9 protein-coding genes are annotated in these 13003 nt (G+C 63.9%); 5 read left to right on the top strand and 4 right to left on the bottom strand.

Annotated features, from left to right (window positions below):
- Positions 1-19 precede the first annotated feature (19 nt).
- The 4 genes from ACF8E5_RS01000 to lexA are packed head-to-tail and all read right to left on the bottom strand — an operon-like array spanning position 20 to position 5759.
- The gene (locus ACF8E5_RS01000) at positions 20-3100 is read right to left on the bottom strand and encodes an error-prone DNA polymerase (RefSeq protein WP_392474775.1); all 3081 of its coding nucleotides are present in this window, start codon (positions 3098-3100) and stop codon (positions 20-22) included.
- Positions 3100-4515, bottom strand: coding sequence for a Y-family DNA polymerase (locus tag ACF8E5_RS00995; protein ID WP_392474774.1), 1416 nt, complete (start codon positions 4513-4515; stop codon positions 3100-3102). The genes ACF8E5_RS01000 and ACF8E5_RS00995 overlap by 1 nt, the downstream gene beginning before the upstream one ends.
- A gap of 6 nt (positions 4516-4521) precedes the next feature.
- Positions 4522-5142 (bottom strand): translesion DNA synthesis-associated protein ImuA, encoded by a 621-nt coding sequence (imuA, locus tag ACF8E5_RS00990; protein ID WP_196127796.1) that lies wholly within the window; start codon positions 5140-5142, stop codon positions 4522-4524.
- The gene (gene lexA, locus ACF8E5_RS00985; RefSeq protein ID WP_058639212.1) at positions 5142-5759 is read right to left on the bottom strand and encodes a transcriptional repressor LexA; all 618 of its coding nucleotides are present in this window, start codon (positions 5757-5759) and stop codon (positions 5142-5144) included. The genes imuA and lexA overlap by 1 nt, the downstream gene beginning before the upstream one ends.
- Before the next feature lie 94 nt (positions 5760-5853).
- Between lexA and ACF8E5_RS00980 the strand changes: the two genes are divergently transcribed.
- The 5 genes from ACF8E5_RS00980 (at position 5854) to ACF8E5_RS00960 (ending at position 12610) form a co-directional block, all read left to right on the top strand.
- Positions 5854-6540: an HAD family hydrolase gene (locus tag ACF8E5_RS00980; protein ID WP_392474773.1), complete on the top strand. Its 687-nt coding sequence runs from the start codon at positions 5854-5856 to the stop codon at positions 6538-6540.
- Positions 6524-7102 carry a hypothetical protein gene (locus ACF8E5_RS00975; RefSeq protein ID WP_196127799.1) on the top strand — a complete coding sequence of 193 codons (579 nt, stop codon included), beginning with the start codon at positions 6524-6526 and terminating at the stop codon, positions 7100-7102. The genes ACF8E5_RS00980 and ACF8E5_RS00975 overlap by 17 nt, the downstream gene beginning before the upstream one ends.
- Positions 7103-7220: 118 nt before the next feature.
- Positions 7221-9734 (top strand): excinuclease ABC subunit UvrA, encoded by a 2514-nt coding sequence (gene uvrA / locus ACF8E5_RS00970; protein WP_392474772.1) that lies wholly within the window; start codon positions 7221-7223, stop codon positions 9732-9734.
- Between the two features lie 75 nt (positions 9735-9809).
- A complete protein-coding gene (locus ACF8E5_RS00965; RefSeq protein ID WP_100851503.1) occupies positions 9810-11459 on the top strand; it encodes an MFS transporter in 1650 nt (549 codons plus the stop codon).
- Positions 11456-12610, top strand: a complete 1155-nt coding sequence (locus ACF8E5_RS00960) for an HlyD family secretion protein (protein ID WP_058639207.1) — start codon at positions 11456-11458, stop codon at positions 12608-12610. Before ACF8E5_RS00965 ends, ACF8E5_RS00960 begins: the two co-directional genes overlap by 4 nt.
- The last annotated feature ends 393 nt before the right edge of the window (positions 12611-13003 follow it).

Here is a 13003-nt window from a genome sequence, read left to right as displayed (position 1 = left end):
GAGGCTGTGCTGCAGAGGGTCAGTGGAAATCCCGGCTGCGTACGTCCAGCCCCTGCAGCAGCACGCTGACATCCTCCAGACGTCGGGCCACCAAGTGGCGCACGCCATTTTCCTGTTCCAGGCGGCCACTGACCTTCATCAGCCGGGCGCCGACCAGCGTACGCCGCTGCCGTTCGGCCAGGTCTCGCCACACCACCACGTTGACCATGCCGAACTCATCCTCAAGCGTGACGAAGGTCACACCACTGGCGGTCTGTGGCCGCTGCCTGCCCACCACCAGCCCGGCCATGGCGATGGCGTCGCCGTGTTCGACACCTTGCAGCTCGCCGGAACTGCGACACCCCAGTGCCCGCAGACGGGACCGCAGCAAGGTCAATGGGTGCGGCCCCAAGGTCGTGCCCATGGCGTGATAGTCGGCTACCAAATCCTCGCCGACGGTAGGCGCCGGCAGCTCGACCGGCTGCTCGGGGGCCGCCTGCACGTCGGCGAACAAAGGCAGTTGCGCCTGTACCGCCGCCACTTCCCAGCGTGCCTGGTGCCGGTGCCTGGCCAGCGCGACCAGGGCGCCTGCATCCGCCAGACGAGCCCGGGCGCGCTCATCCAGGGCCGAGCGCAGGCACAGGTCCTCGACGTCTCGCCAAGGCTGCATGGCCCTTGCCTGTTCGAGCCGGCGCACATCGGCTTCGGCCAGGCCGCGGACCAAGCGCAAGCCCATGCGGATTGCCAGTTCACCCCCAGGCCCTGGCTCGAGCGTGCAGTCCCACTGGCTGTGACACACGTCCACCGGCCTTACCTCAATGCCCTGGCGGCGAGCCTCCTGGAGCAGTTGGTCGGGGCTGTAGAACCCCATCGGCCAGCTGTTGACCAGCGCGCAGGTGAAGATGGCCGGCTCGTGGCACTTCAACCAACTGCTGGCATAACACAGCAGTGCAAAACTGGCGGCGTGGGATTCGGGGAATCCGTAGCTGCCAAAGCCTTTGATCTGTTCGAAGATGCGTTCGGCGAACGCCAGTTCGTAGCCATTGCGCTGCATGCCGTCGAGCAACCGCTCGCGGTGCGGCTCCAGCCCGCCGTGGCGTTTCCACGCGGCCATGCTGCGGCGCAGTTGGTCGGCCTCACCGGGGCTGTAGTCCGCCGCGACCATGGCCAACTCCATCACCTGCTCCTGAAACAGCGGCACGCCAAGGGTGCGCTCGAACACCGCCTTGAGCTTGGGCGATGGGTACGTCACCGGTTCCTGCTTCAGGCGCCTGCGCAAGTAGGGATGGACCATGTCGCCCTGGATGGGACCGGGACGCACGATGGCGACCTCGATGACCAGGTCGTAGAAGGTTCTGGGCTGCAGGCGCGGCAACATGGCCATTTGCGCCCTGGATTCGATCTGGAACACGCCCATGGTCTCGGCGCGGCTGATCATGGCGTACGTGGCCGGGTCTTCGGCAGGGACGGTGGCCAGGGTCAAGTGTCGCCCACGGTGCTGCTGTACCAGCGCAAAGCAGCGACGCAGTGCACTGAGCATGCCCAGTGCCAGCACATCGACCTTGAGCAGGCCGACCATGTCCAGGTCATCCTTGTCCCACTGGATCACGGTACGCTCGGCCATGGCCGCGTTTTCCACGGGCACCAGCTGATCGAGGGGTTGTTGCGAGATGACGAAGCCACCTGGGTGTTGCGACAAGTGCCGGGGAAAACCGATCAGCTCACCGGCCAACACCAGGATGCGCCGCAGCACCGGGCTGCCTGCATCGAACCCCGCCTCGTTCAGACGCTGCTCATCGGGGATGCGGTCGCTCCAGCGGCCGCAGCACTTGGCCAGGGCGTCCACCTGGTCGGCTGGCAGCCCCAATGCGCGAGCTACATCGCGTACCGCCCCACTGGCGTGGTAGGTGTTGACCACCGCTGTCAATGCCGCGCGGTGTCGACCATAGCGTCTGAATACATACTGGATGACTTCCTCGCGCCGATCGTGCTCGAAGTCCACATCGATATCCGGCGGCTCGTTGCGCTCGCGTGACAAAAAGCGCTCGAACAGCAAGCGATGCTTCATGGGGTCCAGCTCGGTGATCCCCAGCACGAAGCACACCACCGAGTTGGCTGCAGAGCCGCGCCCCTGGCACAGGATGTGCTGCTCACGGGCAAAGGCCACGATGTCGTGGACGGTGAGGAAATAACTCTCGTAGCCCAGCTCGCTGATCAAGGCCAGCTCTCGATCGAGGGCTTGGCGGACTTGGGTGCTCGGGCCCTGGGGCCAGCGCAGCGGCAACCCTTGCTCGCACAGCTGACGCAACCAACTGGCAGGGGTATGCCCAGCGGGCACCAGTTCTTCGGGATAGCGGTAGCGCAGCTCGGCGAGGTCGAAACGGCAATGCTCGGCTATCACCAAGGTCTGGGCCAGCAAGTCGGCAGGATACAACTCGGCCAATTGGGCAGGGGTACGCAAATGACGTTCGCCGTTGGCGTACAGAAAGCGCCCTGCCTCAGCCACTTGACACCGTCGGCCAATGGCCGTCATGCAGTCTTGCAGGGCGCGCCGACCGCGCACATGCATGTGAACGTCCCCGCACGCCACCGCCTGTACACCCAAGGCCGTCGCCAATGCGCGCAGACGCGCCAGGCGCTGGTCGTCATCGACACCGCGGTGAAGATGCACGGCCAGCCATAGGCGGTGCTCGAAGACTTCCCTCAACCACTCGCCCACCGCCTGATCGGCAATATCGTCAGGCACCCATAATGCCAACAGGCCCGAGCTGTGCGCAGGCAGGTCCTCGCGAAATAGCTGGTAGTTCCCCTTGGACGCCCGACGCCGCGCACGGGTGATCAAGGCGCAAAGGTTCTGGTAGCCCTGCAGGTCTTGCACCAGCAGCACCAGCTTGGGCCCGTCCTGCAGTTGCACTTCGCTGCCGACGATCAGCCGTACACCCTGCTCTTTCGCCGCTTGCCATGCGCGCACGATGCCAGCCAACGTGCATTCGTCGGTAATGGCCAGGGCTTGGTAGCCTTGCTCGCGAGCCCGGCGGAACAACTCATCGGCGCTTGAAGCCCCGCGCTGGAAACTGAAGTTGCTCAGGCAATGCAACTCGGCGTAGCCAACGCCGCTCATCAGAACCAGCCCTGCAGCCACAGCGGGCCGCCTTGGCCGAGGTCGCGGTAGGCCCACCCACGCAGGCCCTCACGGGTTTCGATGCGATAGTAATCACGGCGCACGTCCCCGCCGTCCCACCAACCGGACTCGATGCGCTCGGCCTGCCCCTGAACCTGGTACGCCTGCTCTTCGAGCACCGTGGGGGTTGCCAGCAGCCAGCCAGGACGGCTTCCGGGTGCAACGCACAGGCTGGACCACTGGCCGATTTCATTGGCCTGCCATGCTTGTTCAGGACGATGGTCCGCCAAGGCATTGAGCCCCGTCACGGCCTGGTCACCCAGGCGTGCACGCAAGCGTTCGCGCAGTTGTTCCCACGGTTGCGCCTGCTGGGCACGCGGGTCGAACAACGCTTTGTGTTGAGGTACGAACGGTGGCAAATCCTCGGCCACCAGGCGCAGGTTACGCACCGGCGCCTTCAGGCGCACCGATTCCAGCCTGCCACGGGCCAGTTCCAGCAACATGGCCGGGTCGCGTTCTGCAGCCAACAATCCAACGTCGAGCTGGGTGTCAGAGCCCTGCGCGTGCTCCATGTACACCTTGAAACGCTGGACACCACAGTCGCGCCCCGCCAGGAACGCGGCCAGGTCGGTCAGCAGGCGACGTAATGGGAACAACAGCGCCTGATGCGACTCCACATCGAAGTTCAGCTCCAACCGCGCGTCGAAACGATCGGGCGGTTCGAAGAACGCAAGGCCCAGGTTGCGCATGCCCAGCAACTGATCCAGGTGCAACTGCACCTGGGGAGCAAAGCGCCTGGCCAGCGCATCACGCGGCAGCGCCAGCACATGATTGAGCTGGCGCAATCCCATGCGGCTAAAGGCCTGGGCATCCTCCGGTCGCAGACCGATCCGGTCGATGGGCATTTCGGCCAACGCTGCACGGGTCGAAGCGGCATCTTCCAACGCCAACCCGTCGTGAGCATTGGCCAGCATGCGCGCAGCCACCGGGTTGCTGGCCAGGACGATGCGCTGACGCAGGCCCAGCGCAGACAGTTCCTGGCGCAGGCGCGCCTGCAATACTGGCCACGGCCCGAACAACTGCAGGCTGGACCCTACCTCCAGCAACAAAGTTCGCGGGTAGTGCAAGCTGACCTGGGCACTGAAACGGTAGGCCCAGGCGGCCAGCAACTGCTGCAACGCATCGATGCGCCTGGGGTCGACTTCAAGGCAGGTGAAGCCGTCAGCCAGGGCACGGGCTGCCGTCAGGGTTTGACCGGCGCGAAGCCCCAGGGCGGCGGCCGCTGGGTTGACCGACTGCAGGACCCGGCGCTGACTGGGACCACCCAGCAGCACCAGGGGTGCGTCACGGTCGTCGCGCTCGCGCAGCAGGCTGTCCAGCGCCAGCTGCGGAAATAGAATGCAGGCCCACAACATGATCCATCATCCCTGCCTTGAACACGCGATCGGTTGGGCCGGCGGCATGCCGCCACGGCATTTGATCACCCGCCACTGGGGTGGGCGTACGTCGATGGCCAGGCGCAATGCCGCAGGCGACGGATTGTGCAGGGCCGCTTGCCCGCGGCAGGCGAACGCCAGGGCCTGCCCGGTTTCCGCCGCGACCTGCAAGCGGCGCAAGGCGCGGTCGTCGGCGCGTTCCGGCCAGCACACCACAGCGGCACAACTGCCCGAACGCAGGCACTGCTCGGCGGCCCACAGGGTGTCGGTGGTGCCCGCGTCGACCTGGAACAGCCAGCGCAGGTCGATGCCCGCCGCCTGCCAGGCTGGTGCAAAAGGGATGAAGGGAGGTGATACCAACACCACGCGTCCGCCCTCGCCGCTCAGGCGCGCCAGCGTGGGCCAGAGCAGTTGCAGTTCGCCGCTGCCAGGGCGGGCGAGCAACAATTCGCTGAGGGCCGCTGCCGGCCAGCCGCCTTCGGGCAGGCGTTCGTCCAGGCTGGCATGCCCGGTCGGTTGCAGGCCCAGTGGACGGGCCTGGGCTTGACGGCCGCGCCACACCCGACGCTGGTCGAGCAGCCTGTCCAGATCGACGACCGCGCCCATCAGTCGCGCCGCACCAGGCCACAGAAGATGCCTTCGATGAAGAGATCCTGGTCCGGCCCTACGTCAATCGGCGCGTAAGCCGGGTTGCGCGGCAGCAGCCGATAGCCCTCGCCCAGGCGCTGGAGGCGCTTGATGGTCACCTCGCCGTCCAGCCGAGCGACCACGATCTGCCCGTCCCGCGCATCGCCCTGCTGGCGGATGCCGACCAGGTCGCCGTCGAGGATGCCGTCACCTATCATCGAGTCCCCACGCACCTTGAGCAGGTAATCGGGGGTGCGGCGAAACAGGCTGGGGTCGAGCAGCAATTGCTCGTGGATGTCCAGGTCTGGCCCGATCGGCGCACCGGCCGCGACCTGCCCGAGGACCGGCAGTTCCAGCATTTCAGGCCGGCGTAACGGCCTTGCCAGGCGAATACTGCGGGCCTGATTGGGGGTGACGTCGATGTAGCCCGCCTGGCACAGCGCGGTGATGTGCTTGCGGGCCACGCTGCGTGAGGCAAAACCAAAGCGCGTGGCGATATCGGCCAGGCTAGGCGGCTGGCCTTGTTCGGTGATGCGCTCGCGAATGAAATCGAAAATGGCGCGGCGCTTGGGGGTTAGAGTATCCATGGAGCACATTTGTACTCTTTCCGGAGCACGCTGACCAGCCCCCCTTCGTCGTCGTCATTGGTTATCATCGTCTGGCCACCCCGTACCTGACTGGGAAATCCTGATGTTCAATGCTTTGCTGTTCGACCTTGATGGCACCCTCACAGACACCGATACCCTCCATTTACAGGCTTTTCGCCAGCTACTGCATGAGTACGATGGCCGCGAACTGAGCCAGGACCAGTTTGATGCCCAGATCAGTGGCCGGGCCAATGGCGAACTGTTCGCAGAGTTGTTCGAAGGCGCCAGTGCCTCGCAGTGCCAGGCACTGGCCGAGCGCAAGGAAGCGCTTTTCCGTGAAATGTCGCCAAAGCTCGAGCCGCTGCCTGGGCTGATTCGTCTGCTCGATCACGCCAGCACCCACGGCGTAGGCATGTGCGTGGTAACCAACGCCCCACGGCTCAATGCCGAACACATGCTCGCAGGCCTGAAGTTGAGCGACAGGTTCGACCACGTGGTGATTGCCGATGAACTGGCCAAGCCCAAACCCGACCCGCTTCCCTACCTGACCGGCCTGCAGCGGCTGCAGGCCCATGCCGACCAGGCGTTGGCGTTCGAAGACTCGCTGCCGGGTGTTCGGGCAGCCAGCGCTGCCGGGATCTTCACAGTCGGCCTTGCCACCACCCAGACGCCACAACGTTTGATCGAGGCAGGTGCGCGCCTGGTCATCGATAACTTCGAAGATGCGCGCCTGTGGGCGTTATTGGGCACAGACAGGGCGCCGGCGGGAAGCAATGAAACAGCAGGCTGAACTTCACCTGCGCAGCCCGCTTCTGTTTCGCTGCGTAGCCCTGGGGCTGGGATTGGGCATGGTCGCAGTGTGCAGCCTGGCGATGTATGCCATCTGGATGGATGTGCTGCCGGTCTTTGGCCGCCTGTACCGCAACGCCCCGGTAGTCGAGACTTCGTTCAAGGCGTTCTTCATGATCGGTGTGATTCCGTTGACGCCCATCGTGGTCCTCGCCGCCATTATCGGCCTTTTTACCGGCCGCAAGTTCGACCCGCCGCGGGCGTCCCGGCTTGACCGTTTCCAGCTCCGCTCCTTCCAGGTCACGCTCATGGCGATATGCATCGCGGCCCCGGTGATGATTGCAGTGAGCACGGCAACGCTCATGATCAAGGACTATCGGCCGTGCGCCCAATTGCGTCTCTCCGGATCGAGCGGCCACATGTTCTGGGTCAACGATGACCGGGTGTGTTTCACCCCGGATGCTTACATCAATGATCATTGGCCCTGCAAAACGGTGGGCGACCGACAGGTGTGCGTCCAGGTCGATGGCCACGCTCCGCTCAGCTCGCAGGCTGCCCGGTAGAACTCCCTGGCCGCTTGAAGCGTCCTACAGCGTGCGATCCCCATTCGACCGCAGGCCACACACGTGATCGATTGCCTGCTATGTCTTCCCGACCCAACTGCCAAGCAAGGACAGCCACATGCCAAGCGACACACCTGCCTTCAGCGGTTTCATTCGTGTACGGGGTGCGCGCGAGCACAACCTGAAGAACGTCGATGTCGATGTACCGCGCGACGCATTGGTGGTGTTTACCGGCGTGTCGGGTTCCGGCAAGTCGTCCTTGGCTTTCTCAACACTGTATGCCGAGGCCCAGCGCCGCTATTTCGAATCGGTGGCGCCTTACGCTCGGCGCCTGATCGATCAAGTGGGTGTGCCCGACGTGGACGCCATAGAAGGCTTGCCGCCAGCGGTGGCGCTGCAGCAACAGCGTGGCAGCCCGAGTGCGCGGTCTTCGGTGGGCAGTGTCACCATGCTATCGAGCTCCATCCGCATGCTGTACTCGCGCGCAGGCCAGTACCCTGCCAACCAGCCCATGCTGTATGCCGAGGATTTCTCGGCCAACACGCCTCAAGGCGCCTGTCCCGCGTGCCATGGGCTCGGCCGGGTCTACGAGGTCACCGAGGCGACCATGGTCCCCGACCCCTCGCTGAGCATCCGGGAACGGGCAGTGGCTGCCTGGCCCATGGCCTGGCAAGGGCAGAACCTGCGGGACATTCTGGTCACCCTGGGCTATGACGTGGATGTACCCTGGCGCGATCTGCCCCAGAAGCAGCGTGACTGGATTCTCTACACCGAAGAAACACCCACCGTGCCGGTCTACGCGGGCCTTACGCCTGCCCAGGCACGCGCTGCCCTCAAGCGCAAGGCAGAGCCCAGCTACCAAGGCACGTTCACCGGCGCCCGGCGCTATGTGCTGCATACCTTCATGCACTCGCAAAGCGCGCAGATGCGCAAGCGCGTGTCCCGCTACATGCGCCCAAGTCCTTGCCCCACGTGTCAGGGCAAACGGCTCAAGCCCGAGGCATTGAGTGTGACCTTTGCAGGTTTGGACATCGCAGCGCTGTCGCAACTGCCCCTGCAGGCCCTGGCCGAGGTACTGCGCAAGGTGGCGGCAGCCGAGTACCTGACCCAGGACGATGACCTGACCGTTGAAAAACGCCTGGCCGCGCAACGCATCGCCAGTGAGCTGCTGGTGCGCATCGACACGCTGCTCGAGCTCGGCCTGGGTTACCTGGCGCTCGAGCGCAGCACCCCTACCCTGTCATCGGGCGAGCTGCAACGCCTGCGCCTGGCCACGCAGCTCAATTCGCAGCTCTTTGGCGTGGTCTATGTGCTGGACGAGCCCTCCGCCGGCCTGCACCCCGCCGACAGTGAAGCCTTGTTCGAAGCCCTGCAGCGCCTCAAGCAGGCGGGCAATTCGGTGTACGTGGTCGAACACGACCTGGACACCATGCGCCGTGCGGACTGGCTGGTGGACGTGGGACCGGCCGCCGGGGAGCACGGAGGTGAGGTTCTCTACAGCGGACCGCCGGCTGACCTGGCCCAGGTCGAGCAATCGTGTACGGCCCGCTATCTGTTCCAGGTACAGGACAAGACACCGCGCCCATTACGCGAGCCCCAGGCATGGCTACACCTGGAAGGCATAACCCGTAACAACCTCGACAACCTCAGCGCAGCGTTCCCGCTGGGCTGCTTCACGGCGGTGACCGGCATCTCGGGCTCCGGCAAATCGAGCCTGGTCAGCCAGGCCCTGCTGGAGTTGGTGGGCGCACACCTGGGCCACGTCGAGGCTTCACAGGATACTCAGGAGGCGGACCTGGAAGATGAGCCAGAGCAGGTGAGCACGGGCCGCGTCAGCGCAGGCCTTGAGCACATCAAGCGGCTGGTGCAGGTAGACCAGAAACCAATCGGCCGCACGCCTCGCTCCAACTTGGCCACCTACACCGGTCTGTTCGATCATGTACGCAAATTGTTCGCCAGTACCGAACAGGCCAAGGCCCAGGGTTTCGATGCCGGGCGTTTCTCCTTCAACGTGGCCAAGGGCCGATGCCCTACGTGCGAAGGCGAAGGGTTTGTCAGTGTCGAGTTGCTGTTCATGCCAAGCGTGTTCGCTCCTTGCCCGACCTGCCACGGGGCCCGCTACAATCCAGAGACCCTCGCGGTTGTCTGGCGTGGCATGAATATCGCCGAGGTGCTGCGCCTGACCGTGGAACAGGCGTTGAGCGTGTTTGAGGATCAACCCTCGGCGCGGCGTTCGCTTCAGGTGCTGCAAGACATAGGCTTGGGCTATCTGCGCCTGGGCCAGCCGGCAACGGAGTTGTCAGGGGGCGAAGCGCAGCGGATCAAGCTGGCCACCGAGCTGCAACGCCAGGCGCGCGGCGCCACCTTGTATGTGCTCGATGAGCCCACCAACGGCCTGCATCCACAAGACGTCGACCGCTTGCTGGTGCAGCTCAATCGCCTGGTGGACAACGGCCACAGCGTGGTGGTGGTCGAACATGACATGCGCGTGGTCGCCCAGTGCGATTGGGTGATCGACATCGGCCCTGGTGCGGGCGATGCCGGCGGCAAGGTGGTCGCCAGCGGCACGCCCGAACAGGTAGCCACGACTGAGCACAGCCGTACAGCCCCCTTCCTGGCACGGGCTTTGTAGCAGCGCTGGATGACATCGACGCGAGCGCATGCGGCCAAGCAACGGCCGCTTTCAACACCTTAGATAGGCTGGTTCATGGACAAGTACGCACCCCGCCAGTGGTTGCCCCACGAGAAACCGACCCTGCCAGGTTCGCCGTCTACGCCCCTGCACAGCCCAGCCAAGCGCCTGGCCTATGGCCTGGTCGGTTTGCTGGTCGCCATCACCGGCGGGCTGGGCAACGCGCTGGTGACTGCAAACCTTGTGTTTTTGCAAGGTGCACTGGGCGCGACCACGGCGGAAATGGCCTGGCTGCCAGCGGCCTATGTGATGACCAACGTGTCCATGAACCTGTTGCTGGTCAAGTTTCGCCAGCAATTTGGCTTGCGTGCCTTCACCGAAGTGTTCCTGGTGCTCTATGCCCTGGTGACCTTCGCCCACCTGCTGGTCAACGACCTCAACTCGGCCATTGCCGTGCGGGCCGCCCACGGCATGGTGGGCGCCGCGCTGACCTCGCTCGGCCTGTACTACATGATCCAGGCCTTTCCTGCGCAGTGGCGGCTCAAGGCCATGGTCCTGGGCCTTGGTGCTTCCCAGCTGGCCTTGCCGCTGGCACGGATATTTTCAGAAGACCTGCTATTGATCGCCGAATGGCGGGGGCTTTACTTGTTCGAACTGGGGCTGGCGCTGACAGCCCTGGGCTGCGTACTTCTGCTCAAACTGCCACCTGGTGACCGCTTCAAGACCTTCGAGCCCTTGGATTTTCTTACCTTCGCCCTGATGGCCAGCGGCACGGCGCTGCTTTGCGCTGCCTTGTCGCTTGGTCGCATCGACTGGTGGCTGGATGCGCCATGGATCGGCATGGCGCTGGCAGGCTCGATCGTCCTGATCCTCAGTGGACTGGCGATCGAGCACAACCGCGAGAACCCCTTGCTGATGACGCGGTGGCTGGGCAGCGGCGCCATCATCCGCCTGGGGCTGTGCGTGATCCTCATCCGTATGGTCACCTCCGAACAATCCACCGGCGCAGTCGGCTTTCTGCAGATGCTCAACATGTCCAGCGAACAGATGCGTTCGCTGTACTGGATCATGCTGCTCGGCGCGGTCGCCGGGCTGGCGACCAGCGCCCTGACCATCAATCCCAACCACCTGATCCTACCGTTGCTGATCTCCCTGCTGGCCATGGCGATAGGGGCCTTCATGGACAGCAGGTCGAGCAACCTGACCCGCCCTGCGCAGATGTACTTGAGCCAGTTTCTATTGGCGTTCGGCAGTACGTTCTTCCTGGGCCCCTCCATGGCCCTGGGCATCGGCCATGTGCGGGCCAATCCGCAGAACCTGGTGAGCTTCTCGGTGCTGTTCGGCATCTGCAACAACCTCGGTGGCCTGATTGGCGCAGCGCTGCTGGGCACGTTCCAGATCTGGCGGGAAAAATTTCACTCAAGCCACCTCATGGACCACTTGGGCAGCGTGGAACCGCTGGTCACCGCCCGGGTTCAAAGTGGTGGTGCAAGCGTCGGGCGCCTGATCGCCGACCCTGCCCTGCGTACTGAAGTGGGCATGCGCCAACTGGCCAGCGCGGCCACCCGAGAAGCCAATGTGCTGGCCTACAACGATGTCTTCATGCTCATTGGCGCTATCGCTATTCTCACCATGATCTGGATCTGCATACGCGGCACCTGGCTCTGGTACAGCAAACGTCAGGCCCGCCTGACCGACCCATCCCTTGGCGCACCGACACGATGACCGAAGAATCCCGCACCACCACCACGACCGCCATCGCCGAAGCGCCGGAAGGCACACCGCCACCCAGCGAGCCGACCTCACCTGGACGCACCCGCAAGGTGCGCATACTGTCTGCCATCACATTCGGCTGTGTTGCCTTGGTCGGCGTGCTGGTGGTGCTTTATGCCTGGCGCCTGCCCCCTTTCAGCAGCGCCATCGAAAGTACCGAAAACGCCATGGTGCGCGGGCAGGTCACGATCATAGGTCCGCAGTTGAGCGGCTATATCGTCGAGGTGCCCGTACAGGATTTTCAGTACGTCAAGGCAGGCCAGTTGCTGGTCAGGCTCGATGATCGCATCTACACCCAGCGTCTGGCCCAGGCGATTGCCCAGCAGCAGCAACAGGAAGCGGCGCTGGCCAACAATGCCCAGCAGCGCAAGAGCGCCGAAGCGACCATCGCCCAGCGCCAGGCTGCCATCAATGACGCCGCCGCGCAGTTGACCAAAGCCAAGGCCGATCTGTCGCGTAACCAGGCGCTGGTCAGCGATGGGTCAGTGTCACGACGCGAACTGGATGTTACCCGCGCCAGCGAAGCGGCAGCGGCGGCGAGCCTTGCGCAGGCCAAGGCCGCGCTTGAGATCGCTCGGCAGGATCGTGAGTCGGTGATCGTCAACCGCGCGGCGCTGCTGGCTGCGGTCGAGAATGCCAAGGCAGCCGTGGCCCTGGCCCGTATCGACTTGGACAACACCCGCGTCACTGCGCCCAGGGACGGGCAGCTGGGGCAGATCGGCACGCGCCTGGGCGCCTATGTCAACTCAGGTGCCCAGCTGATGGCGCTGGTGCCCGATACGTTGTGGATCATCGCCAACATGAAAGAAACGCAGATGGCCGACGTGCGCATCGGTCAGCCGGCCAGTTTCACGGTGGATGCCTTGAACCATTTGAAGCTGTACGGGCACATCGAACAGATCTCCCCTGCTACGGGTTCGGAGTTTGCGTTGCTTCAGGCGGACAACGCGACCGGCAACTTCGTCAAGATCGCCCAGCGGATACCGGTGCGTATCACGGTGGATGCGGGGCAGCCAGAAGCTGCGCGGCTGCGGCCGGGTATGTCGGTGGTGGTCAGCATCGATACGGGGGAGCAGCGGTCCTGTGTTGGATCTGGGTGCTAGCGGATTGATGGAGGGACGTCTTTCAGGTGGGTCACCTATTGGCGAGAATGGAAATTGGGTATCACGTTGCACCTTATAGATCAGTCTCTTTCATAGTGGTGTAGCTGCGTTCAAAAAACTTTAAACTACCTACCATTTCTTGTAAGAGCGGCCTGGCCGGAGCGCCGGACCGGCCGCGATGGGGCGCGCTGTGGCCCGAGTTTGGAGTTTGTTTGTTGTGATTTAAATACTGGGGCCGCTGCGCGGCCCATCGCGGCACTAGGCCGCTCCTACACCGGATATGTACATAAACGAAATGGCAAACAACAGCCAGCAATAAAACTCATACTCGATCTTGATCTTGATCTTGATCTTGATCTTGATCTTGATCTTGCTTTGGCTTTTGATCTTGCT

This window comes from Pseudomonas sp. WSY_20 (assembly GCF_043104335.1).
GTDB classification, from domain to species: domain Bacteria; phylum Pseudomonadota; class Gammaproteobacteria; order Pseudomonadales; family Pseudomonadaceae; genus Aquipseudomonas; species Aquipseudomonas parafulva_B.
The sequence above is the reverse complement of the archived record's forward strand: the minus strand, read 5'-3'. Positions and strand labels throughout refer to the sequence as shown.